Source organism: Rhodoferax sp. BAB1, assembly GCF_013334205.1.
Taxonomy (GTDB): Bacteria; Pseudomonadota; Gammaproteobacteria; order Burkholderiales; family Burkholderiaceae_C; genus Hylemonella.
In genome coordinates this window covers 2,718,332-2,743,603 of the sequence record NZ_CP054424.1, presented here as the reverse complement: position 1 = coordinate 2,743,603, position 25,272 = coordinate 2,718,332, and the positions used below count along the sequence as shown (strand labels likewise).

At 65.8% G+C, this 25,272-nt stretch carries 24 protein-coding genes; 20 read left to right on the top strand and 4 right to left on the bottom strand.

Features of this window, described 5'->3' with window-relative positions; all coding sequences use genetic code 11:
- Window positions 1-71 precede the first annotated feature (71 nt).
- From HTY51_RS13135 to HTY51_RS13085, 11 genes are all read left to right on the top strand, one after another.
- Window positions 72-3,446: an ATP-binding protein gene (locus tag HTY51_RS13135; RefSeq protein WP_174253144.1), complete on the top strand. Its 3,375-nt coding sequence runs from the start codon at window positions 72-74 to the stop codon at window positions 3,444-3,446.
- Window positions 3,433-4,347, top strand: coding sequence for a DNA-binding response regulator (locus HTY51_RS13130; RefSeq protein WP_174253143.1), 915 nt, complete (start codon window positions 3,433-3,435; stop codon window positions 4,345-4,347). Before HTY51_RS13135 ends, HTY51_RS13130 begins: the two co-directional genes overlap by 14 nt.
- Window positions 4,348-4,430: 83 nt before the next feature.
- On the top strand, window positions 4,431-4,922 hold the full coding sequence (locus HTY51_RS13125) for a helix-turn-helix transcriptional regulator (RefSeq protein WP_174253142.1): 492 nt from the start codon (window positions 4,431-4,433) through the stop codon (window positions 4,920-4,922).
- Entirely contained in the window at window positions 4,919-5,587 is a 669-nt protein-coding gene (locus tag HTY51_RS13120) for a nucleotidyl transferase AbiEii/AbiGii toxin family protein (protein ID WP_174253141.1), read from the top strand. The genes HTY51_RS13125 and HTY51_RS13120 overlap by 4 nt, the downstream gene beginning before the upstream one ends.
- A gap of 145 nt (window positions 5,588-5,732) precedes the next feature.
- Window positions 5,733-6,041 carry a DUF3658 domain-containing protein gene (locus tag HTY51_RS13115; RefSeq protein ID WP_174253140.1) on the top strand — a complete coding sequence of 103 codons (309 nt, stop codon included), beginning with the start codon at window positions 5,733-5,735 and terminating at the stop codon, window positions 6,039-6,041.
- Between the two features lie 27 nt (window positions 6,042-6,068).
- Complete coding sequence (locus tag HTY51_RS13110) at window positions 6,069-6,728, top strand: dihydrofolate reductase family protein (RefSeq protein WP_174253139.1); 660 nt, start codon at window positions 6,069-6,071, stop codon at window positions 6,726-6,728.
- Between the two features lie 79 nt (window positions 6,729-6,807).
- Window positions 6,808-7,293 carry a VOC family protein gene (locus tag HTY51_RS13105; protein WP_174253138.1) on the top strand — a complete coding sequence of 162 codons (486 nt, stop codon included), beginning with the start codon at window positions 6,808-6,810 and terminating at the stop codon, window positions 7,291-7,293.
- Window positions 7,294-7,368: 75 nt separating this feature from the next.
- Window positions 7,369-10,872: an ATP-binding protein gene (locus HTY51_RS13100; protein ID WP_174253137.1), complete on the top strand. Its 3,504-nt coding sequence runs from the start codon at window positions 7,369-7,371 to the stop codon at window positions 10,870-10,872.
- Complete coding sequence (locus HTY51_RS13095; RefSeq protein WP_174253136.1) at window positions 10,869-11,870, top strand: response regulator; 1,002 nt, start codon at window positions 10,869-10,871, stop codon at window positions 11,868-11,870. Before HTY51_RS13100 ends, HTY51_RS13095 begins: the two co-directional genes overlap by 4 nt.
- A 459-nt stretch (window positions 11,871-12,329) precedes the next feature.
- Window positions 12,330-12,890: a dihydrofolate reductase family protein gene (locus tag HTY51_RS13090; protein ID WP_174253135.1), complete on the top strand. Its 561-nt coding sequence runs from the start codon at window positions 12,330-12,332 to the stop codon at window positions 12,888-12,890.
- Window positions 12,891-13,105: 215 nt separating this feature from the next.
- Window positions 13,106-13,528 (top strand): hypothetical protein, encoded by a 423-nt coding sequence (locus HTY51_RS13085; protein ID WP_174253134.1) that lies wholly within the window; start codon window positions 13,106-13,108, stop codon window positions 13,526-13,528.
- On the opposite strand, the gene HTY51_RS13080 is transcribed toward HTY51_RS13085, so the two are convergent.
- Window positions 13,525-13,770, bottom strand: coding sequence for a hypothetical protein (locus HTY51_RS13080; RefSeq protein WP_174253133.1), 246 nt, complete (start codon window positions 13,768-13,770; stop codon window positions 13,525-13,527). The two genes, HTY51_RS13085 and HTY51_RS13080, sit on opposite strands and share 4 nt — an antisense overlap.
- A 228-nt stretch (window positions 13,771-13,998) precedes the next feature.
- On the opposite strand from HTY51_RS13080, the gene HTY51_RS13075 reads away from it, so the two are divergent.
- The 9 genes from HTY51_RS13075 (at window position 13,999) to HTY51_RS13035 (ending at window position 22,420) form a co-directional block, all read left to right on the top strand.
- A complete protein-coding gene (locus tag HTY51_RS13075; RefSeq protein ID WP_174253132.1) occupies window positions 13,999-14,649 on the top strand; it encodes a hypothetical protein in 651 nt (216 codons plus the stop codon).
- Window positions 14,650-14,748: 99 nt separating this feature from the next.
- Window positions 14,749-16,242 carry an AMP nucleosidase gene (locus HTY51_RS13070; protein ID WP_174253131.1) on the top strand — a complete coding sequence of 498 codons (1,494 nt, stop codon included), beginning with the start codon at window positions 14,749-14,751 and terminating at the stop codon, window positions 16,240-16,242.
- A 116-nt stretch (window positions 16,243-16,358) separates the two neighbouring features.
- Complete coding sequence (locus HTY51_RS13065) at window positions 16,359-16,736, top strand: hypothetical protein (protein ID WP_174253130.1); 378 nt, start codon at window positions 16,359-16,361, stop codon at window positions 16,734-16,736.
- Between the two features lie 89 nt (window positions 16,737-16,825).
- Window positions 16,826-17,182, top strand: coding sequence for a hypothetical protein (locus tag HTY51_RS13060; RefSeq protein ID WP_174253129.1), 357 nt, complete (start codon window positions 16,826-16,828; stop codon window positions 17,180-17,182).
- 72 nt (window positions 17,183-17,254) lie between these two features.
- On the top strand, window positions 17,255-17,728 hold the full coding sequence (locus HTY51_RS13055; RefSeq protein ID WP_174253128.1) for a hypothetical protein: 474 nt from the start codon (window positions 17,255-17,257) through the stop codon (window positions 17,726-17,728).
- A gap of 247 nt (window positions 17,729-17,975) precedes the next feature.
- Window positions 17,976-19,718: an allophanate hydrolase gene (atzF, locus tag HTY51_RS13050; RefSeq protein WP_174253127.1), complete on the top strand. Its 1,743-nt coding sequence runs from the start codon at window positions 17,976-17,978 to the stop codon at window positions 19,716-19,718.
- A 19-nt stretch (window positions 19,719-19,737) separates the two neighbouring features.
- Window positions 19,738-20,754, top strand: coding sequence for an ABC transporter substrate-binding protein (locus tag HTY51_RS13045; protein ID WP_174253126.1), 1,017 nt, complete (start codon window positions 19,738-19,740; stop codon window positions 20,752-20,754).
- Window positions 20,755-20,759: 5 nt separating this feature from the next.
- Window positions 20,760-21,602, top strand: coding sequence for an ABC transporter permease (locus HTY51_RS13040; RefSeq protein ID WP_371733833.1), 843 nt, complete (start codon window positions 20,760-20,762; stop codon window positions 21,600-21,602).
- Window positions 21,599-22,420, top strand: coding sequence for an ABC transporter ATP-binding protein (locus HTY51_RS13035; RefSeq protein ID WP_174253125.1), 822 nt, complete (start codon window positions 21,599-21,601; stop codon window positions 22,418-22,420). The genes HTY51_RS13040 and HTY51_RS13035 overlap by 4 nt, the downstream gene beginning before the upstream one ends.
- Here HTY51_RS13035 and HTY51_RS13030 read toward each other — a convergent pair whose 3' ends face one another.
- From HTY51_RS13030 to HTY51_RS13020, 3 genes are read right to left on the bottom strand one after another with little or no spacing between them, the layout of a single operon-like run.
- Entirely contained in the window at window positions 22,421-23,101 is a 681-nt protein-coding gene (locus tag HTY51_RS13030; RefSeq protein ID WP_371733832.1) for a TetR/AcrR family transcriptional regulator, read from the bottom strand.
- The gene (locus HTY51_RS13025; protein WP_174253123.1) at window positions 23,098-24,279 is read right to left on the bottom strand and encodes an amidase; all 1,182 of its coding nucleotides are present in this window, start codon (window positions 24,277-24,279) and stop codon (window positions 23,098-23,100) included. Before HTY51_RS13025 ends, HTY51_RS13030 begins: the two co-directional genes overlap by 4 nt.
- A complete protein-coding gene (locus HTY51_RS13020) occupies window positions 24,276-25,073 on the bottom strand; it encodes a cysteine hydrolase (protein WP_174253122.1) in 798 nt (265 codons plus the stop codon). Before HTY51_RS13020 ends, HTY51_RS13025 begins: the two co-directional genes overlap by 4 nt.
- Window positions 25,074-25,272 lie beyond the last annotated feature (199 nt).

Here is a 25,272-nt window from a genome sequence, read left to right as displayed (position 1 = left end):
AGTTCTTGCATGTGCACCTGCATGGGTCCTGCGCACACCAGAAAGAGGCGCCCTGGCCCGCACGCACCTTTATGAAGAACGCACCGCAAAAAATCTTCCGCATCCGCCGCGACTACAACTCCTGGGTGGCCAACGAGACCCTGGAGGACTACGCGCTGCGCTACACGCCGCACAGCGCGCGCAAGTGGAGCGAATGGCGCGTGGCCAACACGGCCTTCGGCGGCATGTCCTTCCTGGCGTTGGAGGCCATCGGCGGCGCCATCGCGTTGAACTACGGTTTCGACAACGCGCTGTGGGCCATCCTGGTCATGGGGCTCATCACCTTCCTCACCGGCCTGCCCATCGCCGTCTACGCCGCGCGCTACGGCCTGGACATGGACCTGCTCACGCGCGGCGCGGGTTTCGGTTACCTGGGCTCCACCGTCACCTCGCTGATCTACGCCAGCTTCACCTTCATCTTCTTCGCGCTGGAGGCGGCCATCATGGCGCTGGCGCTGCAGCTCGTGCTGGACTGGCCGCTGGTGTGGTGCTACGTGCTGTCCTCGCTGGTCATCATCCCGCTGGTGCTGTACGGCATCACCTTCATTTCGCGCCTGCAGACCTGGACCCAGCCGCTGTGGGTGGTGCTGCTGCTCTGGCCCTTCCTCTGGTTCGCCGTGGCCCAGCCCGAGCTCTACCGGGAATTCACCGGCCTGTCGGGCCTGAGCTCGGGCAGCAGCGAGTTCGAGCCGCTCATGTTCGGCGCGGCCGCGGCCGTGGCCTTCTCGCTGGTGGTGCAGATCGGCGAGCAGGTGGACTACCTGCGTTTCATGCCCGAACGCACCCGGGCCAACCGCTGGCGCTGGTGGGGTTGCGTGCTGGCCGCCGGGCCGGGCTGGATCGTGCCGGGCATGCTCAAGATGCTGGGCGGCGCTTTCCTGGCCTTCGTCGCCCTGCAGTACGGCGCGCTGCCGGGCCATGCGGCCGAACCCACGCAGATGTACCTGGTGGGTTACAGCCAGTCGCTAGACAGCCCGGTGCTGGCCCTGTGGCTCACCGTGCTCTTCGTGGTGATCTCGCAGGTCAAGATCAACGTCACCAACGCCTACGCCGGCTCGCTGGCCTGGAGCAACTTCTTCGCGCGGCTCACGCGCAGCCACCCGGGGCGCGTGGTCTGGCTGGTGTTCAACGTCATCATCGCCATGCTGCTCATGACCCTGGGCGTCTTCGGCGCGCTGGAGAAAGTGCTGGGCCTGTACGCCAACGTGGCCATCGCCTGGGTCGGCGCCCTGGTGGCCGACCTGGTCATCAGCAAGCCCCTGGGCCTGTCACCGAAGGGTGTGGAGTTCCGCCGTGCCTACCTTTACGACCTCAACCCCGTGGGCCTGGGCGCCATGGGCCTGGCCGTGCTGCTGTCGGTCACGGCCCATGCCGGGCTGCTGGGCGAATACGCGGCGGCCTTCTCGCCCTTCATTGCGCTCTTCACCGCCATGCTCGCCGCGCCGCTGCTGGCCTGGGCCACCAAGGGGCGCTATTACCTGGCGCGGCACGACGCCTCGCCCTGGAAACCGGGCGAGGTGCTGCGCTGCAGCGTCTGCGAGAACCAGTTCGAAAGCGCCGACATGGCCAGCTGCCCGGCCTACGGCGCGCCCATCTGCTCCCTGTGCTGCTCGCTCGAATCACGCTGCCACGACCGTTGCAAGAGCCAGTCGCGCGCGGCCGACCAGCTGCGCGTGGCCTTGGCCGCCTTCCTGCCGGCCAGCCTGAACAAAAGCTACAACTTCCGCGTGGCGCAGTACTTCACGGTCTTCCTGGGCCTGTGCGCGCTGCTGGCCTTCGTGCTGGGCGTGGTCTACGTGCAGGAGAGCCTGCAGACCCCGGCCGAGCAGTTGCGCGAACCCTTCATCAAGGCCTTCTCCCTGCTGGCCCTGCTGGCCGCCGTGTGCGCCTGGTGGGTGGTGCTGGCCAACGAGAGCCGGCGCATGGCGCACGACGAATCCGAGCGCCAGACCCAGCTGCTGCAGAAGGAGATCGACGCCCACCAGCGCACCGACGAAGCCCTGCAGGGCGCCAAGGAGGTGGCCGAGGCCGCCAGCCAGGCCAAGACCCGCTACGTGGCCGGCATGACGCACGAACTGCGCACCCCGCTCAACAGCATCCTGGGTTACGCGCAGATCCTGCTGCGCGGCAAGGAGCTGCAGGGCAGCCCGCGCGAGATGGTCACCACCATGCAGCAGAGCGGCCAGCACATGCACGCGCTGATCGACGGCCTGCTGGACCTGGCCCGCATCGAGGCCGGCCGCCTGCGCCTGGACCCGGCGCCCCTGCCTTTCCCCGAATTCCTCTCCGAACTCGCGCGCATGGTGCAGCCGCAGGCCGAGGGCAAGGGCCTGACTTTCCGGCTGGAGACGCAGGGCCGCGTGCCGGCCTGGGTGCAGGCCGACGCCAAGCGCCTGCGCCAGATCCTCATCAACCTGCTGGCCAATGCCGTGCGCTTCACCGACCGCGGCGGCATCGTGTTCCGGGTGGACTGCCGGCACGAGGTGCTGCGCTTCGAGGTGGAAGACAGCGGCATCGGCATCGCCCCGCAGGACCAGGAGCGCATCTTCCAGCCCTTCGAGCGCGGCAGCGCCGGCCGGCGCACCAGCGAATCGGGCACCGGCCTGGGCCTGACCATCACGCACCTGCTCACCGAACTCATGGGCGGCGAGCTCACGCTGCGCAGCGCCGTGGGCGAGGGCAGCACCTTCAGCGTGCGCCTTTATCTGCGCGAGATCGATCCGCCCGCCGTGCCCGCGGTGCGCCACCTGCGGCCCATCGTGGGCTACCTTGCGCCGCGCCGCACCCTGCTGGTGGTGGACGACCAGCCCATCCAGCGCCAGCTGCTGGCCAGCCTGCTGCTGCCCCTGGGTTTCATCGTGCGCGAGGCCGCCAGCGGCCGCGAGGCGCTGGAGATCCTGCAGCAGCACCAGCCCGACGCCGTGCTGCTCGACATCACTATGGACGACCTCAACGGCTGGCAGACCGCACAGCTCATCCGCAGCAGTTGCCCGGCGCAGCTGCCCATCATCTTCGTCTCGGCCGACCCCTTCGAGAACCGCCCCGAGCTGCTGGCCGCCGTCGGCGCCCAGGGTTTCGTGAGCAAGCCCGTGATCGAGTCCGAGCTGCTGGACCTGCTGGCGCGTGTGCTGCAACTGGAATGGGTGCACGAAACCCAGCGCCTGGCCGCCTCCCCCACCGCACCCGACGGCGCCACCGCCCTGCCGCTGCCCGCCGAACTGCGCCAGCGCCTCATCGCCCTGGCGCGCCTTGGCAATGCCAGCGGCCTGCGCAGCCTGCTGCGCAACAGCGCCCAGGAGGCGCCGGCCATCGCCGACGTGCTGCAGGCCCTGGTGGTGCACGTGGACCGTTTCGACTTCACCGCCCTGATCGCCCGCCTGAAAGAGACCGAAGATGAATCCGCCTGAGCCCCTGCCCCCGTCCGCCGTCTCCAGCGTGGTGCTGGTGGTGGACGACGCGCCCGACACCCTGCGTTTGCTCTGCGACGCGCTGGCCATCGAGGGTTACACCGTGCTGGTGGCCCGCGACGCCATCGAGGCGCTGGAGCGCTTCGAGATGGCCGTGCCCGACGCCGTGCTGCTCGACGCCATCATGCCCGGCGACGACGGCTTCACCCTCTGCCGCCGCCTCAAGGGCGAACCCTCCTGGGCCCATGTGCCCGTGATCTTCATGACCGGCCTGGCCGAGACCGAGCAGATCGTCGAGGGCTTTGCCAGCGGTGGGGTGGACTACGTCGTCAAGCCGCTGAAGATCCCCGAGGTACTGGCCCGCCTGGCCACCCATCTGCGCAACGCCCACGTGAGCCGCCTGGCGCGCGAGGCCGTGGACGTGGCCGGCCTGGGCGTGCTGCTGCTGGACACGCAGGGCCGTCTGGCCTGGCGCTCTCCCCAGGCCATGCGCTGGCTGGCCCAGGCCCTGGGCCCGGAGCAAGACGACACGACCCAGCGCCAGTGGCTGCAGCAGGTCGTGCACCAGGGCGAGACCCTGGCTCCGCTGCCCGACGGCAGCCAGCTGCAGGCGCGTTACCTGGGGCAGGGCGGCCCCGGTGAAGTCATGGTGCTGCTGCGCCGTGTCGCGCTGGCGCTCGACCCGGCGCAACGCCGCCTTTCCGTGGCCGCGCTCACCCCGCGCGAGACCGAGGTGCTCTCCTGGCTGGCCAAGGGCAAGACCAACCGCGACATCGCCGACATCCTGGGCATGAGCCCGCGCACGGTGAACAAGCACCTCGAACACATCTTCGAGAAGCTGGGCGTGGAGACACGCACGGCGGCGGCGGCGATTGCTAGCAGTTTGTTGCAGGAGGGTTAAGGGCCCTTGCAGCCGGGTGTTGGGCGCCATTCTTTATGTCGAATATATTTGACATTAATGGAGACCTGTCCTAGAGTGTTGCCATGTCCACCCTGGCAGAACTCAGCACCGTCGTCCGCACCCGTCGCGCCGACATGGGCCTCACGCAGGCCGCGCTGGCGCGGCTCAGCGGCCTGTCGCGCGCCACAGTCAACCAGCTGGAAGCCGCCAGCCTCCAGGATCTGAGCTTGCTGCGGGTGAGTCGCCTGCTGGGTGTGCTGGGTCTGTCCGTCACGGTGGCGCCGCAGCCGACGGTGGGCAAGACTCCGGCCCTGGAACTCGCAGCGCGCAGCGCCAGCGTGAGTTACCGCCAGCCGCTGACGGCCAGCGTGCTGCGCGCGGCCCTGCTGCAGGGGCGCGTGCCGGCCGCCTTCCAGCCGCACGTGGCCACCCTGCTGGACGAGGCCACGCCCGCCCTGCTGGCGGCCGTGGTGGAACAGTTGCATGCGCAAGAGGGCGTACCGCGTGCCGAGGTCTGGGCACGGATGCGTGAGCTGGCGCGGGGTTTCAAGAGTGCGCGGGGTTTGTGGGCATGAGTTCCAGGCTTGACCTCAACCGTCCCGGCGTCTGGCGTGAGCTGTGGCCCCAGGCGCTCGGCCTGATGACGCATCTGGAAGGCATGGTGCATCAGCCGCTGTGGACCTTTGGCGGTGGCACCGTGCTCATGCTGCGTCACGGGCATCGGCTCAGCAAGGACATTGACCTCTTCGTGCCCGACCCGCAGTACCTGGGTTATGTGAACCCCAGGCTCAGCGATGTGGCCGAGGCGGTAAGCGCGGACTACGAAGAGAACGCCGAGTTCATCAAGTTCTACCTGCCGCAAGGCGAGATCGATATCGTGGTGGGCATGGCACTGACGGCGCAGCCCTACGAGGTGGTGCGGCATGCGGGGCGCGAGATCAAGGTGGAGCGCAGCGCGGAGATCATCGCCAAGAAGATGTGGTTTCGGGGTGACCAGGCGAAGGCGCGCGACCTGTTCGACCTGTGTGCCGTGGCTAATTTGGAGCCGAAGGCGATCGCAGAGGCCAGTCCCTTCTTCGTGCGACACGGTGATGCCTTCCTGCGCCGCTTGCAGGAGCGGGCGGAACTGGCTCGTGCGGAATTCGAGGCGATCGATGCGCTGGACTTCCAGCAGTCGTTTGACGAATGTCTGCAGCAGGCGCGGGGACTCCTGGCGCCACTGCTCAAGCGACGTGGCTAGGTCAGCTCGGTGTGGGGGCACACAGGGGCTAGGTGAGTCGGGGGAAGGCTGATATAAATCAGGCACTTAAAAACATCAGGGGAGGCGCCATGAACTTTGTGATGCCGACAGATTTGCAGCCCATATTAAGCTAGGTCGTATAAATATGGACTTGCTTGAGCACGCAGATGATCCGATGCCGACCGCATCGGAGGTCGAGCACATCCAGGCTCTCACGGCCGAACAGGTGGCCGAAATCGACGCGGTTGTGCTCTCGAACGTAACACCAGCGTGGCGAAAGGTCGCATTGATCGTCGCCAAGACCCTCCGTCATTTCCAAGATGCGCAGCCTGAGTTGCCGGATGTCTACTACGCCATGCGTATTGCCGAGCTTGTGCAGCGAGGGGAATTGGAATCGCAAGGGAACTTGCGGCGTATGCGTTTTAGTGAAATTCGGCTTTCACAACGGACGTAACGCTAGGCGTCCAAACGGAGGCAAACGATGACACGAGTTCGTGTTGAGGGCTTCACCATCTCGCTCGACGGATACGGAGCAGGCCCGAATCAGGACCTCAATCATCCGCTCGGCGTGGGCGGGACGGAACTGCACCAGTGGCTGTTTCCAACACGCACCTTGCAGCGGGCCTTGTTCGGCAAGGACGGCACGACCGGCGTTGACGATGATTTCGCCGCCCGTGGCTTCCAGAATGTCGGGGCCTGGATACTCGGAAGGAACATGTTCGGACCGGTACGCGGTCCCTGGCCCGACATGAGCTGGAAAGGCTGGTGGGGCGACAGCCCGCCCTATCACGTTCCAACTTTCATCCTGACGCATCACGCACGCGAGCCCCTCCAGATGGAAGGCGGCACGATATTCCACTTCGTCACGGGCGGCATACACGAGGCGCTGGACCGGGCGCGCGAGGCAGCCAAGGGCAAGGATGTACGCATAGGCGGCGGAGCCAACACCATCCAGCAATATCTGCGTGAGGGCCTCATCGATGAGCTGCACGTCGCCATCTCGCCGGTTCTGCTGGGCGCGGGAGAGCGACTGTTCGAGGGGATGGACATGCGCGCTCTGGGGTACGAATGCGTGCAGTTCGTGGCGTCGGAGAAAGCCACCCATGTGGTACTCCGGCGCCAGGGGAACAAGGATGCCTGAGCGGAGCGTTAGCCGCCAAAACGAAGTGCCGCAGGGCCGGTGTGCAGAAGCAGGAATTTCTGTCCAATGGAGAAGTGACATGACAACACCAGCAAAGAACACGATTTGCCTTTGGTACAAGGGCGGTGCTGAAGAAGCGGCACGGTTCTACGCCGATACCTTTCCAGACTCCTTCGTCGGTGCCGTGTTACGCGCGCCGGGAGACTTTCCGTCGGGGAAGAAGGGAGACGTGTTGACCGTGGAGTTCACGGTCATGGGCATCCCCTGCCTCGGGCTCAACGGCGGGCCTGCCTTCACGCAAAGCGAGGCGTTTTCCTTCCAGGTGGCGACCACGGACCAGGCCGAAACGGACCGTTACTGGAACGCGATCATTGCGCATGGTGGCCAGGCAAGCGCTTGCGGCTGGTGCAAGGACAAGTGGGGGGTGTCCTGGCAGATCACACCGGTGGTTCTGACCCGGGCCATTGCTGATCCCGACCCGGCTGCCGCCAAGCGCGCCTTCGATGCGATGATGGACATGACAAAAATCGACATCAGCGCCATCGAGGCGGCGCTACGCGGCTGAGCGACACCTGCATTTACGCCAGGCAGATTCCGCCCCACCCCGGGGCATGGCACGGAATCTGCACTCTCCCGGGGCATGAACGCCCCGGAATCCCTGGCCCCTGACCTTGCTGCGCCGCCGCATACGCCGGCGGCCGTGCAGTCCATCGTCAAGATCCGGCGCGACTACAACTCCTGGGTGGCGCGCGAGACCATGGAGGATTACGCGCTGCGCTACACGCCGCAGCGTTTCCGCAAGTGGAGCGAATGGCGGGTGGCCAACACGGCCTTTGGCGCGGCCTCCTTCCTGATCCTGGAGGCGGTGGGGGCCACGCTGCTGGTGCAGTACGGCTGGGCCAATGCCTTCTGGGCCATCCTGGCCACGGGGCTCATCATCTTCCTCGCCGGCTGGCCCATCAGCGTCTACGCCGCGCGTTATGGCGTGGACATGGACCTGCTCACACGCGGCGCGGGTTTTGGTTACATCGGCTCCACCATCACCTCGCTGATCTACGCCAGCTTCACCTTCATCTTCTTCGCGCTGGAGGCGGCTGTCATGGCCTATGCGCTGGAACTGGCGCTGGACATTCCACCGCGCTGGGGTTACCTCATCTGCGCGCTGGTGGTCATCCCCCTGGTCACGCACGGGGTGTCGGCCATCAGCCGCCTGCAGGTCTGGACGCAGCCGCTGTGGCTGCTCATGCTGGTCGTGCCTTTTGCCTATGTGCTGGCACTGGACCCGGACGCGTTTTCGGGCGTGGTGCACTACAAAGGGGAGAAAGGCGCGTCTTCAGACTTCGCCTTGCCCCTCTTTGGTGCCGCCTTGACGGTGGGCATTGCCCTGATCACGCAGATGGGCGAGCAGGCCGACTACCTGCGTTTCATGCCGGCCCGCACGGAGGCCAACCGCAAGCGCTGGTGGTTCGGGGTCATGGCGGGCGGGCCGGGCTGGGTGCTGCTGGGCGTGGTCAAGATGCTGGGCGGCGCGCTGCTGGCCTACCTGGCCATCACGCATGCCGTGCCCATCGAACGCGCGGTGGACCCGAACCAGATGTACCTGGCCGCTTATGAATACGTGTTCCCGAACTACGGCTGGGCCGTGGCGGCCACCGCGCTTTTTGTGGTGATCTCGCAGCTCAAGATCAACGTCACCAACGCCTACGCGGGTTCGCTGGCCTGGAGCAACTTCTTCTCGCGCCTCACGCACAGCCACCCGGGGCGGGTGGTGTGGGTGGTGTTCAACACACTGATCGCCTTCATGCTGATGGAGATGAACGTCTTCCAGGCCCTGGGCGACGTGCTGGGCCTGTACAGCAACATCGCCATCGCCTGGATGATGGCCGTGGTGGCCGACCTGGTGATCAACAAGCCCCTGGGCCTGTCGCCCAAGGGCATCGAGTTCAAGCGCGCGCACCTCTACGACATCAACCCCGTGGGTGTGGGTGCCATGGTGCTGGCCTCCATCCTCTCGGTCACGGCCCACCTGGGCCTGTTCGGCCCGCTGGCCCAGGCCTTCTCGGCGGTGATCGCGCTGGGCACGGCCTTCATCGCCGCGCCGTTGATCGCTTGGGCCACACGCGGGCGTTATTACATCGCGCGGCAGAGCGAGCTGGCTCCCGAGGCCCAGGCCAACGCAGGCCCCTATGCGCGCTACGGTGTACGCCGCTGCGTGATCTGCGAGGGCGACTACGAAGGCCCGGACATGGCCCACTGCCCCGCCTACCAGGGGCCCATCTGTTCGCTCTGCTGCACGCTGGACGCGCGCTGTGGTGACATGTGCAAACCCCAGGCCAGCCTCTCGGCGCAGTGGATAGGCATGTTGCAGCGCCTGCTGCCGCGCAGCCTCTGGCCCTATCTGGATTCGGGGCTTGCGCATTTCCTCCTGCTCATGCTGGTCACCGTGCCGCTGCTGGCGGGTGTCTTCGGCCTGTTCTACCAGCAGGAGCTGCAGGCCCTGATGCACGTCTATGCCGACAGTGAACTGCCCGCTTTCATGCAGGCCGCCTTGCGCGGCGGCTTCCTCAAGACCTATATGGCCCTGCTGCTCATCGCGGGCATGGCGGCCTGGTGGGTGGTGCTGGCGCACAAGAGCCGCCAGGTCGCGCAGGAAGAGTCCAACCGCCAGACGGCATTGCTGATGCGTGAGATCGAGTTGCACCAGCAGACCGACGCCGCCCTGCAGGAGGCGCGTCGCACGGCCGAGCAGGCCCAGCACCAGGCCGAGCAGGCCAACCAGGCCAAGAGCCGCTACATCAGCGCCATCAGCCACGAGCTGCGCACGCCGCTCAACAGCATCCTGGGTTACGCGCAACTGATGGGCGAGGACCCGCAGGTGCCCAAGCACCGCAAACACGCGGTGCAGGTGATCCGCCGCGGGGGGGAACATCTGCTCTCGCTGATCGAGGGCACGCTGGACCTGGCGCGCATCGAATCGGGCAAGCTCACGCTCGACGTCAAGCCCATGGCCTTCGCCGACACCGTGCACGAACTGGCCGCCATGTTCGAGCTGCAGGCCGCGGCCAAGGGCCTGGCCTTCCGTTTCGCGCCCCTGTCCGTGTTGCCCGAGCGCGTGCGTGCCGACGAGAAACGTGTGCGCCAGATCCTCATCAACCTGCTGGGCAACGCCATCAAGTTCACGGCCCAGGGCGAGGTGACTTTCCAGCTGCGTTACGCGCGCGAGATGGCGCACATTGACATCCGCGACACCGGCCCCGGCATGACGCTGCAGGACGTGGACCGCCTCTTCGAGCCCTTCACGCGCACCGCCTCAGCCCAGGGCACACCCGGCGCCGGCCTGGGCCTGACGATTGCCAAGATGCTCACCGACCTCATGGGCGGCGAACTCACGGTGCAGAGCACACCGGGCCTGGGCTCGGTCTTTCACGTCAAGCTTTTCCTGCCCGAGGTGCATGCCGCGCTGCCCTCGGCGCGGCCCGCCGTACCCAAGCCGCCACGTCGTGGTTACACGGGCGCGCGCCGCCACGTGCTGGTGGTGGACAACGAAGAGCCCGACCGCGAGATGCTCAGCCAATTGCTCGTGCCCCTGGGCTTCGTGCTGCGCACCGCTGCCAGCGGGCACGACGCGCTGGACCTGCTGGCCGCCGGTTACCGGCCCGACGCCGTTTTCATGGACCTGGCCATGCCCGGCATCGACGGCTGGGAAACCATACGCCGCCTGCGTCGTTTGAACGGCCTGGACAAGCTGCCCGTGGCCGTGGTCTCGGCCAATGCCTTCGACAAGGGCCTGGAGAACGACGTGGGCATCACGCCGGCGGACTTCATCACCAAACCCATACGCCACAGCGAGCTGCTCGACTGGCTGGAGCAGCGCCTGCAACTGCAGTGGACCGAACGTGTGCTGCCCCCCGAAGCGCCGCCCGCACCGCCCGGGCCCCTGCTGCCCCCGCGCGCCGAGCGCCTGGCCGAGCTGCGCGAGCACACCAGCCTGGGCTATTACCGCGGCATCGTGCGCCTGCTAGACGAGATCGAGGCCGAAAGCCCCGCGCACCACAGCTGGGTGGAGCAGGTGCGCGGCCTGGCGCGGGCCTACCGTTTCGACGCCATACTTGCCTTGCTGGACACCAGCCCGGAAAAGACATGAACGACACCCTGGACCAGGCCCTGAACCGCGCACAGAGCGACGTGGTGCTCATCGTCGATGACGTGCCCGACAACCTGTCTCTGCTGCACGACGCGCTGGACGAATCGGGCTGCACCGTGCTGGTGGCGCTGGACGGCGCCTCGGCTCTGCAGCGCGCCGCGCAGGCGCGCCCCGACATCGTGCTGCTCGACGCCATGATGCCCGGCATGGACGGCTTCGAGGTCGCGCGCCGCCTCAAGGCCAATGCTGCCACCGCCCACATCCCCATCATCTTCATGACGGGCCTGACCGAGACCGAGCACCTGGTCGCCGCGCTGGAAGCCGGCGGCACCGACTACGTGACCAAACCCATACGGCCGAAGGAAGTGCTGGCGCGCATGCAGGTGCACCTGCAGGGCGCGCGCGAACGCCGCCAGGCCCGCAACGCGCTCGACGCCTTCGGTTACGCCAGCATCACCGTGCGTGCGAGTGATGGCCGGCTCATGTGGCAGACCCCGCTGGCGCGTGAGCTGCTGCAGCGCTACTACGGCGCCAGCGGCCCGAACGTGCCCGAGCCCGTGCTGTCCTGGCTGCACCGCGGCGTGGCCCACCTGGCCGAGGTGCAGGCCCGCGGCGACACCCTGGCCGAACCGCCCCGCCTCTCGGTGGAGCAGGGCGCCAAACGCCTGACCTTCCGCCTGCACCAGCGCAACGACGACGCCCCCACGCCCGAAGCCGGCGGCGACTGGCTGCTCATCATGCAGGAGGCCTCGGACGAAACGGTGATCGAAGCCATCTCCCTGAGCTTCCGCCTCACGGCCAAGGAGGCCGAGGTGCTCTACTGGGTCATCAAGGGCAAGATCAACCGCGACATCGGCGACATCCTGGGCAGCAGCCCCATGACGGTCAAGAAACACCTGGAGCGGGTCTACGCCAAGCTCGGCGTGGAGACGCGCACGGCGGCGGCGGCGCTGGCGCTGGGGCGGATACGGCAGTTGCATCCGCAGTTCGAGGGTTGAGGACTGTGGTGGGGTGACCCTTTTGGGGGGTGGCGCTCGGGTTGCTGGCTTTCTAGAATGATCAGGACACGATGCGAAGCTTCGCTCGCTCAATCCTTTTTATGATGAGTACATTCGCTAATGCTTGGTAAATCTTCGCTGCACCAAATAACCGATCATTCGTTGATGGCTGCTCTGCGTTCGCATTGGAAGACTTGGCTACCGTTTTGGTTGTTCATAGGTGTGTGGGTTTTTCTAGGATTCGCAACCTCGTTTGGTTTGCGTCTACCTGACGCAACCTTCTGGATTGCCATGCCATTCTTTTTTGGTACATGGTTTTGGGCTATTGGCCCCTATATGCGAAAAGAGGTCACGTTTTGGCAGCAGACTTTCTGGCTGCTACTGACTCCTTTTGGAATTACCGCCCTTCTGTTCGTGCTCAGGTGGTTTGTCGAGCTTGCACGCTAGCGTATTGATTCCATGGCCACTCAGTACTACACCGCCACCAGCCTCGACGGCCACATCGCCACCGAAGACAACTCCCTGGAATGGCTGTTCCCGCTCGGCGACGTGAACGACACGAGCTACCCCGATTTCGTCGCCAAGGTCGGCGCCCTGGCCATGGGCTCGACCACCTACGAATGGATGTTGCGCCACGCCGAGATTGTGCAGAAGGAGACCGGTTCGCCCTGGCCCTACACGCAGCCCGCCTGGATCTTCTCCAGCCGCAAGTTGCCGGCCATCCCCGGTGCCAATCTGCATTTCGTGCAGGGTGATGTGCGCCCCGTGCACGCGGCCATGCTGCAGGCTGCGGGCGGCAAGAACCTATGGGTGGTGGGCGGGGGCGATCTGGCGGGGCAGTTTTTTGACGCAGGCCTGCTGGACGAGATGATCGTGCAGGTGGCCTCGGTGACGCTGGGCCAGGGCAAGCCCCTGTTCCCGCGCCGTCTCACCAGCCCGCCTCTGCGGCTGGAATCCGTGCGCCAGGTCGGCACCGGTTTTGCCGAGCTGCGCTACACGGTGCCCCGGCCGGCGGCCTGAGCCTTCACTGCCGGCGCGTTGGCCATGCGCGCAGCGCGACAGTCGCCCTGGAAGGACCACGGGCGTCTGTGAAACCTTGTTGACAACCAGGCCTGACGTTTTCCACACGGCGTGTCCGGTTGTCATCAAACTGAATGCTTCTCTGCCCATACTTTTCAGCACGGCAAACGCAAGAGTGTCGAGCGGATGCCGCTGGAAACGGGAGAGCCGATTTGATGCATGTTCTGAAGATGGACCCACGGGGATCCACCATCCATCACACCAGGATCGTCGAGGTCATCGCCCTGAGCCGGGTCTGGCTGGGCGTCGCCGAGGTCAGCAAGATACGGGAGTTGTCGGAGCTGGCGCCGGAGCGGGTCTTGCAGGCGCTGCAGGCCGGGGAGCGTGTGTTGTGGCAGGGCTGGACGCTCAAGACCCTGCCGCCACGGCGCATCGGCCTGCCCCTGCAGACCTCGGAATGGGCCGCGGGGATTCTGGCGCTGTCAGCGTATGGGCTGCTCAGCGAACTGCGCGTGGATGCCGAGTGCGTGCAGCGCATCTGCCAGCGCATGCAGGACATGGAGATCCGCCAGGCCCGGGCCCGCAAGGACGAGGCCCAGGACGCAGGCTGCCAGGCCTCGGAGCTGGAGGACGGCTAGTTCTCTGTCCAGCCGTAGGTGACGGGCCGGCTGCCCAGCCGGGCGCGTGCCTGGCCGAGCCGCTGCGCCCAGAGATGAGGTGGCCGCTGCTCTTTCCTTCTTTCGCCATGGGGCAGCACGCTGGCCAGGAGCTGTCCGTGTTCGACCTCTTCTTTCAGCTGGACCACGACCGGATCGTCGGGGCCATAACGATCGGACAGATCGTTGTACACGGCAGTGAGTCTGGCAAGCTGTCTGGACATGGCGCCCTCTTTCTTTGGTGACCTGGCGCGACTTTAGCCCGGCCCCGGGGGCGCCCGCCGGGCAAACTCGACTGTTTTGCTGGGCTGCTCAACTTCATGCCCGGTGTAGGCCGGCGTACAGCGTCTTGTGGTGGCGTGACCCTTTTGGGGGATAAGTCGCAAGGTGCTTGCTGCCTAGAATGGCTTCAATCCCTGGCCGGCTCGTTCTGAATCTTGATAGGAATAGACATGGGTGCAAAAACCTGGATGCTCGTACTGGCGGAATCGAACGCACGTGATGCCCTAGCTGCACAACCCCGGCTGGACCGGGAGGCGACCCGGCAACTTGCCAATCTCCTCTTCCCCGGAGAGAGGCTTGAGCTGCTGGGGGAGGATGGCGATCTTTCCTATACGTGTCCGCCGGATGACGAAGTCCATATCGGCTGTTTCCCCGGGGTGTCTGTCATTGCGGCCAAGGAATTTGCCAACGATTACCCCTCCAGGCTGCCACAGAGGTTCATTGCTGCAGGAGGACATGGGACGGCAACACTCCATGTCATGCACAGCGTCGTCGACTGGTTCGCGTATGCGGTCTGGAAGAACGGAAGTTTGCAGCGCTCTCTGAGCCTGTCGCCGGACAGCGGCATCCTGGAAGATATCGGGCCGCGGCTGGATTTCGAACAGCCTTATTGGGACGGTGCACATCCCGTGGGGGATGAAGACGAAGAGGAGGACGCTTATCCTTTTCCGTTTCATCCCCTGGAGCTCGGTGAAGAGGTCTTGAAGAACCTGTTTGGCTACCAGCTGGAAGGTTATGTCGATGCTTCACTGCTGCAGCCGGAGTCTGTGCCTTTGCTGCGCTACAAGCGTATTCGTCGTTCCTGGTGGAAGTTCTGGTGAATTCACCATCGGCCAGGCATCTGTCGGGTGCAAGCGGGGAGCCGTCCGGCCAATGGCCTGGCTGATCAGACAGGGCAGAACCACTGGCAGAATCAAGCCATGCACCACCTACCGCCCCTGATCGCCCCGCAAGAGTTCACCGACGCGGCCGCCGCGCTGGCCCATGTGTGCCGCATCTACGACAGCAGCATCGCCCACCTGCGTGCGGGCATGCAGCGCTTCGTGGCCGGGGACGACAGCGCCGGCCCGGTGCGCGCCTTCTACCCCTTGGTGCGCATCCGGACCGACACCGTGCTGCGCCAGCCGGCCGGTGCGAAGGAGCGTTTGAGTTACGGTTTCGTGGCGGGGCCGGGGGTGTACGAGACCACGCTCACGCGGCCCGACCTGTTCAACAACTATTACCTGGAGCAGTTCCGCCTGCTGCTGCTCAACCACGGCGTGACGCTGGAGGTGGCCACCAGCAAGCAGCCCATACCCGTGCATTTCTCCTTCGCCGAGAACGAGCACATCGAGGGCGAGCTCGGCGCCGGGCGCCGGCAGATGATGCGCGACTGGTTCGACCTGCCCGACCTGGGCGCCATGGACGACGGCATCGCCAACGGCACCTACGAGCCGCAGCCCGGCAGGCCCTTCCCCCTGGCGCTGTTCACCGCGCCGCGTCTGGACTATTCCCTGCACCGCCTGCGCCACTACACGGGCACGGTGCCCGAGCACTTCCAGAACTTCGTGCTCTTCACCAACTACCAGTTCTACATCGACGAGTTCATCCGCCTCGGCCACGAGCTCATGCAGGACGCCGGCGGTGACTATGCCGCCTTCGTCGAACCCGGCAATGTGGTGACCCGCCGTGTGGGGGAGGCCGCCCAGCCGGGTGATGCGCTGGGCAAGGCCCCGCCCAGATTGCCGCAGATGCCGGCTTACCATCTGGTGCGCCCGGACGGCAACGGCATCACCATGGTCAACATCGGCGTGGGCCCGGCCAATGCCAAGAACATCACCGACCACATCGCCGTGCTGCGTCCGCACGCCTGGCTGATGCTGGGCCACTGCGCCGGCCTGCGCAACGGCCAGCAGCTGGGCGACTACGTGCTGGCCCACGCCTATGTGCGTGAAGACCACGTGCTGGACGAAGAGCTGCCCCTGTGGGTGCCCATTCCCGCGCTGGCCGAGGTGCAGGTCGCGCTGGAGCAGGCCGTGGCCGAGGTGACCGGCCTGCACGGCGCGGAACTCAAGCAGATCATGCGCACCGGCACGGTGGCCACCACCGACAACCGCAACTGGGAGCTGCTGCCCGACAACCAGCCCCAGCGCCGCTTCAGCCAGAGCCGCGCCGTGGCCCTGGACATGGAGAGTGCGACGATTGCCGCCAACGGCTTCCGCTTCCGCGTGCCCTACGGCACCCTGCTGTGCGTGAGCGACAAGCCCCTGCACGGCGAGATCAAGCTGCCCGGCATGGCCAACCATTTCTACCGCGAGCGCGTGGACCAGCACCTGCGCATCGGCATCCGCGCGCTGGAGCTGCTGCGCCAGGGCGGTATCAACCAGCTGCACAGCCGCAAGCTGCGGAGTTTTGCGGAAGTGGCGTTTCAGTAAGCGTGTGTTTATGACCCTTTTGGGGGATAGGCAGGGGGCGTGGGGCCCGCTAGGATGCAGCGCAGATACCAGTAACTTGTCTGACGGATTCCCCAGCCACTTCCATCACCTGCTGCATGCTTGAGTTGATTTTTGAGGTCCTTGGCGAATTTCTGCTTCAAGCCGTGGGGGAAGCCCTCTTCGAGCTTGGCTTCCACTCACTGGGGGAGCCCTTTCGCCGTCCGCCCAACCCATGGTTGGCGGCCTTGGGCTATACACTTTTTGGGGCCATCCTGGGTGGGCTGAGTCTTCTGGTCTTCCCCGACAATCTGGTCCCCGAGGCATGGCGCATCGCCAATCTGGTGCTGACGCCCTTGGCGGTAGGCGCAATGATGGCCGGCATGGGTGCCTGGAGAGCGCGACGCGGACAGCCTGTCCTGCGCATCGACCGCTTTGCTTACGGTTACCTGTTTGCCCTGTCGCTGGCACTCATCCGTTTCTATTTCGCGGCATGACGCGCAAGTCTTCCATCCACCGGACATGTCCTGGAAAACCGGGACATGCTGGTCATCTCAAGCGGTAGCCTGCACTTATGTGGCTCGGAATGTTTCTATTGCTTGCGCTTGCTGTCTTCATCGTCTGGGATTCCCGCCGTCTGCGTGATAAGGCGCCAGAGCCCCTCTCGCGCGAGCGCCTAGAACAGGGATTTCTTCCGCGAGGCTTCGTTCCTTGGCATTTTCACCTTGGGCTCAGTGGGGTGCTGGCCCTGCTTGCCTTGCTCGAATGGGAAACCCCATCCCAGCCCCCGTTCACGGGGCGGTGGTCTTGGCTGCATCACGCTGTCTTCGAGATTTTCGGTGAGCGCGGTCTGTTTGCATGGTGGTTGGTATTGGCCGGGCTCATGCTGGTGGTGGGCGTTGCCCAGCTGCGTCGGGCAAAAGGTAAAAGCCGCGGTGTCTGAGTGGCAGCTATACGGCGCTGTCAATAGCGGATCGCTTTTGGCATGCATTTACTTCCAGTGATAGGTGCCAGCATGCGTATCTTGTCCATACTTACCTGGCTGCTGTTTATTCCCATGCTCGCAGTAGCGGCGGGAACGGATCGACCCACGGGCAAGAACTGCAATTTGGCGTCTCCTCCTGCTGCTGCAGGGGAGGATTTCAATCACGGCATCACTTTGCGGATATATCCACGGGCCAAGGACATAGACGCGCATTACAGCGGATGCCAGGTCCTGCTCATGCCAGAGGGTGAGAAGTGGGTCACGGTTTCGTTGACTGAGGTGATCGGTGGTGACCCGGTCCGGGGTTGGTCAGCCTACGAAAAGGACCCAGCTGTCCTTGCTTGTCGATTCAAGCGAGGCAAGGTGATTCAGGGTGACCCTAGCAAGTGCCCAGTGCCTGAGTTCATCCTGTTGAAATCAGTGCCACGTGCTTGTGTGGACAAGATGAAGAACGCCGCCAACCAGGGAACCCAATGGCCACCCAAGGGTTGTGAGTACGAGTAAGGTGCCGGTTTTTGACCTACGGCCTCCGGCGTATTCCGCTCCAGGCCCTCTCGTCCTACAGTGAGTCCATCGCGGTCTGCGGTTCGCGCAGGATTTTCCGCATGCGCGCCTGAGCGCCCTTCCCTGCATTCCTGATCGCATCCGTCCGTCTTGTTCCTGTTTCCGTACAAGACGAACGGCAAAACCATCTGCGTTCATTGGCATACATGTTGCATGTCTACATGTATACAAGACCGAATGCAGCAAGATGGTGCAACCCACAAACCCAGTTCCCGGTGCTCAAGCGCAGGCCCAGCCCGCGGCTGCGGCGCAGGCCTGGATCTCCCGTTATGAGACGGCGCTGCCGGGGGCGAACGCAGGACCGCTGAGTGGGCTGCGCTTCGCCGTCAAGGACAACATCGACGCGGCCGGCCTGCGCACCACGGCAGCCTGCGAGGCCTTTGCATTCCAGCCCGCCGCGCATTCCGCCGTGGTGCACAAGCTGCTCGACGCTGGTGCATCGCTGCTGGGCAAGACCAACCTGGACCAGTTCGCCTGCGGCCTGAACGGCACGCGTTCGCCCTGGGGGCCGGTGCCCAATGCTTTCGACCCCCTCTATGTATCCGGTGGTTCGAGCTCGGGCTCGGCCTATGTGGTGGCCACGGGGCAGGCCGACTTCTCGCTGGGCACGGACACCGCCGGTTCGGGCCGGGTGCCCGCGGGCCTGAACAACATCGTCGGCCTCAAGCCTTCCAAGGGGCTCATCAGCACACGCGGTGTGCTGCCTGCTGCACAGAGTGTGGACTGCGTGTCCATCTTCGCGCGCACCGTGGGCCTGGCCGCGCAGGTGCTGGCCGCGGCGCGGGGTTACGACCCGCTGGATCCGTACTCGCGCGAGCTCGACATGGCGTCGCAGCCTTTCCCCGCGGCCTTCCGTTTCGGTGTGCCGCAGCAGCTGGAGTTCTACGGTGATGCGCTGGCCGAGGCGGCCTTCCAGGAGGCGAGGGCGCAGCTGCGTGCCCTCGGCGGTGTGGAAGTGCGCATCGACTTCTCGCCGTTTTCTCAAGCTGCCACGCTGCTGTACGAGAGCGCGCTGGTGGCCGAGCGCTACGCGGCCATCCGTGCTTTCTTCGACGCGCACGAGGCCGAGGTCATGGAGCCGGTGCGCAGCATCATCGGCAAGGGCCGGGCCTACAGCGCGGCCGATCTGTACGAGGCGCAGACCCAGCTGCGCGCCCTGGGCCAACGCGCCGCCGAGGTCTGGAAGGGCATGGACCTGATGTGCGTGCCCACCGCGCCCACGCACTACACCATCGCGCAGATGCAGGCCGACCCGGTGGTGCTCAACCGCAACCTGGGTGCCTATACCAACTTCGTCAACCTGCTGGACTACGCGGCGCTGTCCGTGCCCAGCTGCATCCGCAGCGACGGCCTGCCTTTCGGCATCACGTTGATCGGTCCCTGCGGGAGCGACTGGCAGCTGGCCGAACTGGGCCAGCGTTACCACCAGGCCACCGGCCTCACGCAGGGCGCCACCGGCGAGCGTCTGCCGGCCCCTTCTGCGATCCCCGGCATCCGCCCGCGCGCCATGGTGAAAGTGGCCGTGGTGGGCGCCCACCTTTCGGGCATGCCACTCAACAGCCAGCTGAGCGAGCGCGGTGCGCGTCTGCTCGCGGCCACCGAGACCGCGCCCGACTACCGCTTCTACGCCCTGGCCGGCACCGTGCCGCCCAAGCCCGGCCTGCTGCGCGTGGCGCCGGGTGAGGGCGCACGCATCCAGCTCGAACTCTGGGAGATGCCCGTCGAGCACTACGGTTCTTTCGTCGCCCTCGTGCCTGCGCCGCTGGGCATCGGCACGCTGACGCTGGCCGACGGCAGCAGCGTGCAGGGTTTCCTCTGCGAAGCGCAGGCCCTGAGCGGCGCGCTGGACATCACCCATTTCGGCGGCTGGCGCGCCTACCTGGCTTCGCTCCAGGGCGCACCGACCCCGTTGACCCATCCCTTCCCTTAACCCCTAGCAGGAGCGCCTCATGAAAGACCAGACCCTCACTTCCCTGTCCGCCACCACCACGCGCCGCAAGCTCATGCAGGCGGGCGGCGCCGGCCTGGCGCTGGCCGCGCTGGGCGCACCGGCCCTGGTGCGCGCGCAGAGCGGCCCCAAGATCCGCATCGGCTACTGGCCCATCGCGGCCGGCCTGCCCTTCTACGCCGCCATCGAGAAGGGGTACTTCAAGGAAGCCGGCCTGGACGTGGAGGCCCTGCGTTTCGCGGGTGCCCAGCAGGTGATGGAGGCCGTGCTGTCCGACCGCGCCGATGGCACGTCCAACGGTACGGGCTCGGCCAATATCGCCATCGGTGAACTGGCCGCGCCGGGCACCTTCAAGATTTTCTGCTCCAACCCCAGCAATGTGAAAAACGTGCTGGACGAGATCATCGTCCCGGCCGCCAGCCCGGCCAAGACCCTGGCCGACCTCAAGGGCAAACGCATCGGCTCCGGCCCCGGCATCCAGAACGTGACCCTGGCCAAGACCGTGCTGGAGCGCGGCGGCGCCACCGGCGCCACCGTGGTGGAGCTGCCCATCGGCCAGCACGTGGCCGCACTCGCCGCGGGCCAGCTCGACGGCTGCTACACCCTGGAGCCCACGGGAACCATCGGCCGCCTGAACGGCACCACGCGTGTGCTCGAAGCCGGCGTGATCTCGAAATACGTGCTGGGGGATGCCATGGCGCCCTGGTTCGGCGGCTCGGCCTCGCTGTCCTCGGCCTTCATCAAGAAAAACCCGGAAGCGGCCAAGAAGTTCATCGCCGCCTACGGCAAGGGCGTGGACTACGTGCGCAAGAACAACGTGGAAGCGCGCCAGTACCTCAAGGGTTACACCGCCATCGAAGGCGCGCTGACCGCCGAAGTGCCGCTGGCGGCCTACATGATGTACAACGAGTTCAAGCCCTCCGACGTGGCGCACTTCCAGAAGTTCTTCGACCTGTTCTCGGAGAAGGGCATCTTCTCCTCGCGTCTGATGGTCGACAGCATGCTCTACAAGGGCTAAGCACCATGTTGGCGGACTCCACCACCACCAGCGCCGCTGCACCGGCCGCGCCCTGGTCCCCGCCGGCGGTGCCGGTGGCGGCCGCGCCGCGCAAGGTCAACTGGGGCAAGGCCCTGCCCTTCATCGGCCCGGTGCTGCTCTTCATCGTCTGGGACCTGACGGTGCGCTTCGGCGCCATCAAGGCCATCCTGCTGCCGCCCCCGGCCGAGACCGTGACCACGCTGATCAACGGCCTGGCCGGTGGTCCGCTGCTCAAGGACTTCATCGTCACGCTTTGGCGCACCGCGCAGGCCTTCCTGATCGCGGCCGTGGTGGGGGTACCCCTGGGCGTGGTGCTGGGCAGCGCCGAGAAGGCCTACCGCAGCGTGGAGTTCCTGATCGACTTCTTTCGCTCCACGCCGTCCTCGGCGCTGATCCCGCTGTTCCTGATGATCTTCGGTGTGTCCGACATCAACAAGGTGGCCATCGCCGCCTTCGGTGCCCTGCTCATCGTTGTCTTCAACAGCGCCTACGGTGTCATCAACGCGCGCAAGCAGCGCGTGATGGCGGCCAAGGTCATGGGTGCTTCGCGCTGGCAGATCTTCAAGGACGTGCTGGTCTGGGAAAGCCTGCAGCCCAGCTTCGTGGGCCTGCGCTCGGCGGTCTCCATGGCGCTGGTGATCGTGATCGTGGCCGAGATGTTCATCGGCTCGGACAGTGGCCTGGGCAACCGCATCATCAACTCGCAGCAGGTCATGAACGTGCGCGACATGTACGCATCCATCCTGGCGGCAGGCGTGCTGGGTTATGCGCTGAATATCTTGTTTCTTGTTGCCGAGCGCCGCATCGTGCACTGGAGTGGAAGATGAGCGCCGTACTGAATGCACCCGTTGTCGCGGACGTACCCGTGCCGCCCTTCAAGCCCGGCCCGGCCGGCACCCACATCACCATCCGCGGCCTGACCAAGTACTTCGCGGGCTGGCCACTGTACGAGAACTTCGACCTCGACATCCCCAAGGGCAAGATCGTCTCGGTCTTCGGGCCCAACGGCTGCGGCAAGTCCACGCTGATCAACATGATCGCCGGGCTCATCCCCATCGACAGCGGCGAAATCCTCTTCGACGGCAAGTCGCTCAAGGACACCAAGATCGGTTACGTCTTCCAGAACTACCGCGAGGCCATGTTCCCCTGGATGCGCACCATCGACAACATCGCCTACCCGCTCAAGCTCGAAGGCAGGAGCAAGGCCGAGGTGGACCGGCGCATGGCCGAGCTGGTGGCCAGCTTCGACGTCAAGTTCGACCTGAACCGCTACCCCTACGAACTCTCGGGCGGCCAGCAGCAGACGGCCTCCATCATGCGGGCCCTGGCGCCCAAGCCCGAAGTGCTGTTCCTTGACGAGCCTTTCTCGGCGCTCGACTTCGAGATGACGCTCTTCATCCGCGAGAAGCTGCAGGAGGTCTTCATGCAGACCGGCACCACCATGCTGCTGGTCTCGCACGATCTGGAAGAGGCCGTCTACCTGGCCGACCAGGTGCTGCTGCTGACCAAGCGGCCCACCAAGGTGGCCGAGATCCTGCCCTACAACGACCCGCGCCCGCGCACGGTGGAAACGTTGTCCGAAGCCAGTTTCATCCGCACCAAGAAACTCAGCCTGGAGATCTTCCAGCGCGAAGTGCGGCGCTGATCAGCTGCTTTCCGATGTCAAGAACGCCGTCACCATCTGCCGTGTGAGTTTCTGATGCACCCTCTGCCACGCCGCCTGCTGCATATCCTTGTTGAAGATGCGGGACAGCGTGTGGACGTGGGCGCGCCCATAGTAGGACAGGCTGACCATGGCCACATAGAGGTGCAGGGCGTCGATGCCGGGCCGCACCTGCCCGCCGGCCACACCACGTGCCAGCAGCTTGCGGAGCAGGCTCAGCACCGGAGAGGACATCTCGGGAATGCGTTCCGAGCGCGCCAGGTGCCGCGCCTCGTTCAGGTTCTCGAAGGCCAGCAGCTTGCGCAGGCGCGGGTGCGTAGCGAAATGGTGGTCCACGAAATCGAAGATGCGCAGCAGGCCTTCCAGCGGGTCCAGCGTGGCGGCGTCGAGCTGCAGTTCGTCGTGCCGCAGATCGGCCAGCACCGTCTCCAGCACCACAACGTAGAGATCGTCCTTGCCGCCGAAGTAGTGGTAGAGCATGCGGATGTTGCTGCCCGCGTGCCGCGCGATGCGTTCGGTACGCGCGCCGCTGTAGCCGTGGCTCGCGAATTCCTCGACCGCGGCTTCGAGCAGGCGCGCGCGTGTGGCTACCGGGTCCCGCCTGGTGGGCGTTTCCTTGCGGGCCGATGTGCGGCCAGGTGAACGCGATGTCAAAACCGTCACTCCTTTGTCGGCAAGAGCGCCACGGCCAGATCCAGCAGGCGTTCGTCCTGCCCGGGGCCGGCGATGAAGGAGATGCCCACGGGCAGGCCCTCCACCTGCAGCAGTGGCAGCACGATCTGCGGCAGGCCCGCGTGGCCCGCCAGAGCGCCGAGGGCCAGGGCCCGTTCATAAAAAGCACCGCGTTGCTCAGCGCTGGCATCCAGCGGCAGGGCCACACCGGGTGCGGCGGGCAGCAGCCAGGCTTCGTCTGGCCCGATGCGCGCCACGAGTTCACGTTTCATCGCTTCCCGCCAGCGGGACCAGGGCGCTTGCAGCGCCGGGTCCAGCGCCAGCGCGCCGGCGAAGCGCGGCGCAATGGCGGGGCCGAAAGCCGGTTGTCGTTCACGGATCCACGGGCCCAGGGCCGCCTGGATCTCAAGCCCTTGCAGCAGGGAGTAAGCCTCTTGCACTTCGCGCCAGGGGCGCACGAAAGCCTGGCGCGTTGCCGTGATGCCCTTCGCCTGGGCCCAGGCACGCAGGGCCTGCGCCACCGCGGGCTCGGCCAGGGCCAGCGCGTCTTCGGCCAGACACAGGCGCAGGGGCTGGGTTGCAACATGGCGCCGCGTGCCGAGCAGCACCTGGCCGGCGGCGCGCAAGAGCGTCGCATCCCGCGCGAACCAGCCCACGGTGTCGTAGCTCTCGGCAAAGGGCAGCACGCCCGCCAAGGAAATGCGACCGTGGCTGGGCCGCATGGCATGCACGCCGCAGAAGGAAGCGGGTACCCGCACCGAGCCGCCGGTGTCCGTGCCCAGGGCGAGTTCGGCTTCGCGTCCGGCCACCGCCACGGCAGAACCGCTGGACGATCCACCGGGCAGCCGGTCCGGTGCCGCCGGGTTGCGTGGTGTGCCGTGGAAGGCGTTCTCGCCCTCCAGGCTGAAGGCCAGTTCGTCGGTGACCGTCTTGCCGACGACACGTGCACCCGCGGCGCGCAGGGCCGCCACGCAGGGCGCATCTTCCATGGGCACCGCGTGGCTGGCCGCCCAGTCGGGGTTGCCGCAGGTGCTGGGTGTGCCGCCTACAGCTATCAGGTCCTTGACGGCCACACGCAGGCCATCCAGCACACCCGTGCCCGTGGGCTCGCGCTGTGCACGCGGCCCGGGCACAAAGGCACCGGAAGGGGATGACGATGTTGCTTTCACTTGGGCAGCGCCTGCAGCACCTGCGTGGAGTCGGTCACGAAGCCGAAGCACTTCTTCACGTTCCAGACCGTGGCCTCGGTGCAGAAGGCGGGCGAGCTGGTGGCGCAGCAGTCTTCCAGCATCACGCAGCCGTAGCCCAGGAAGTTCGCGTCGGTCAGGGTGTGCAGCACGCACTGGTCGGTGTTGCAGCCCGCGAACAGGATGCTCTTGATGCCCAGGTTTTTCAGCATGCTGTCCAGCGGCGTGTCCCAGAAGCCGCTGATGCGGTGCTTGTCCACGCAGTAGTCGCCCTCGATGGGTTTGAGCTCGTCCACCACCGCCGCGGCCCAGGAATCTTTCTCCAGCACGTTGCCGCCGCCACCGGGCAGCGGGTAACCCAGGCCCACGCCGGCACCGCCGTTGTCGTAGAGGTGGATCTGGTTGGGCGGCATATTGGCCAGGTCGGGGCGGTTGCCCCAGTTGACCCAGATCACGGGCACGCCGGCCGTGCGCAGCGCGGGCAGCAGCTTTTGCAGGGGGGCGATGGGCGTGCGGTCGGCCGTGTAGTCCAGGCCCAGCGAATCGACCCAGCCCCCTTTGGCGCAGAAGTCGTTCTGCAGATCGATGATGACGATAGCCGTGCGCCGCAGGTCCAGCACCACGTTCTGCGGCTGCGCCGCGATGCGCGCGGGCACCGGTGCGGGCGGCGCGATCGACATATCCACTTCATGCGCGTTCGCCACCCAGTAGTACTGGTGGCCCAGTCCGAGCGCCCCTTGGGGCCGGGGGTCGGGCAGGTAGGGGTGACGTTTCATGAGGACTCCTGTTGTGTGCGTTCCATGGGCATGCACTGCTGCATGCTGGTGCGCGCGCACCGTTTGCGCGCGCGCAGGCGGCAAAAAACGGCTGTGGCACTGGCATCTTTATTGCAGGACATGGTCGTAAGTAATCAGTTATTTACTTCCCTCCACCACTAAGCGAAAGGCATGCCATGAAGGTTTCATTCCCCTCCCG

What these genes read in the sequence shown, in the direction of transcription:
- HTY51_RS13135 (WP_174253144.1), top strand. Translation starts at nt 72, where the DNA reads ATGAAGAACGCACCGCAAAAAATCTTCCGCATCCGCCGCGACTACAAC.
- HTY51_RS13130 (WP_174253143.1), top strand. Translation starts at nt 3,433, where the DNA reads ATGAATCCGCCTGAGCCCCTGCCCCCGTCCGCCGTCTCCAGCGTGGTG.
- HTY51_RS13125 (WP_174253142.1), top strand. Translation starts at nt 4,431, where the DNA reads ATGTCCACCCTGGCAGAACTCAGCACCGTCGTCCGCACCCGTCGCGCC.
- HTY51_RS13120 (WP_174253141.1), top strand. Translation starts at nt 4,919, where the DNA reads ATGAGTTCCAGGCTTGACCTCAACCGTCCCGGCGTCTGGCGTGAGCTG.
- HTY51_RS13115 (WP_174253140.1), top strand. Translation starts at nt 5,733, where the DNA reads ATGGACTTGCTTGAGCACGCAGATGATCCGATGCCGACCGCATCGGAG.
- HTY51_RS13110 (WP_174253139.1), top strand. Translation starts at nt 6,069, where the DNA reads ATGACACGAGTTCGTGTTGAGGGCTTCACCATCTCGCTCGACGGATAC.
- HTY51_RS13105 (WP_174253138.1), top strand. Translation starts at nt 6,808, where the DNA reads ATGACAACACCAGCAAAGAACACGATTTGCCTTTGGTACAAGGGCGGT.
- HTY51_RS13100 (WP_174253137.1), top strand. Translation starts at nt 7,369, where the DNA reads ATGAACGCCCCGGAATCCCTGGCCCCTGACCTTGCTGCGCCGCCGCAT.
- HTY51_RS13095 (WP_174253136.1), top strand. Translation starts at nt 10,869, where the DNA reads ATGAACGACACCCTGGACCAGGCCCTGAACCGCGCACAGAGCGACGTG.
- HTY51_RS13090 (WP_174253135.1), top strand. Translation starts at nt 12,330, where the DNA reads ATGGCCACTCAGTACTACACCGCCACCAGCCTCGACGGCCACATCGCC.
- HTY51_RS13085 (WP_174253134.1), top strand. Translation starts at nt 13,106, where the DNA reads ATGCATGTTCTGAAGATGGACCCACGGGGATCCACCATCCATCACACC.
- HTY51_RS13080 (WP_174253133.1), bottom strand. Translation starts at nt 13,770, where the DNA reads ATGTCCAGACAGCTTGCCAGACTCACTGCCGTGTACAACGATCTGTCC.
- HTY51_RS13075 (WP_174253132.1), top strand. Translation starts at nt 13,999, where the DNA reads ATGGGTGCAAAAACCTGGATGCTCGTACTGGCGGAATCGAACGCACGT.
- HTY51_RS13070 (WP_174253131.1), top strand. Translation starts at nt 14,749, where the DNA reads ATGCACCACCTACCGCCCCTGATCGCCCCGCAAGAGTTCACCGACGCG.
- HTY51_RS13065 (WP_174253130.1), top strand. Translation starts at nt 16,359, where the DNA reads ATGCTTGAGTTGATTTTTGAGGTCCTTGGCGAATTTCTGCTTCAAGCC.
- HTY51_RS13060 (WP_174253129.1), top strand. Translation starts at nt 16,826, where the DNA reads ATGTTTCTATTGCTTGCGCTTGCTGTCTTCATCGTCTGGGATTCCCGC.
- HTY51_RS13055 (WP_174253128.1), top strand. Translation starts at nt 17,255, where the DNA reads ATGCGTATCTTGTCCATACTTACCTGGCTGCTGTTTATTCCCATGCTC.
- atzF (WP_174253127.1), top strand. Translation starts at nt 17,976, where the DNA reads ATGGTGCAACCCACAAACCCAGTTCCCGGTGCTCAAGCGCAGGCCCAG.
- HTY51_RS13045 (WP_174253126.1), top strand. Translation starts at nt 19,738, where the DNA reads ATGAAAGACCAGACCCTCACTTCCCTGTCCGCCACCACCACGCGCCGC.
- HTY51_RS13040 (WP_371733833.1), top strand. Translation starts at nt 20,760, where the DNA reads ATGTTGGCGGACTCCACCACCACCAGCGCCGCTGCACCGGCCGCGCCC.
- HTY51_RS13035 (WP_174253125.1), top strand. Translation starts at nt 21,599, where the DNA reads ATGAGCGCCGTACTGAATGCACCCGTTGTCGCGGACGTACCCGTGCCG.
- HTY51_RS13020 (WP_174253122.1), bottom strand. Translation starts at nt 25,073, where the DNA reads ATGAAACGTCACCCCTACCTGCCCGACCCCCGGCCCCAAGGGGCGCTC.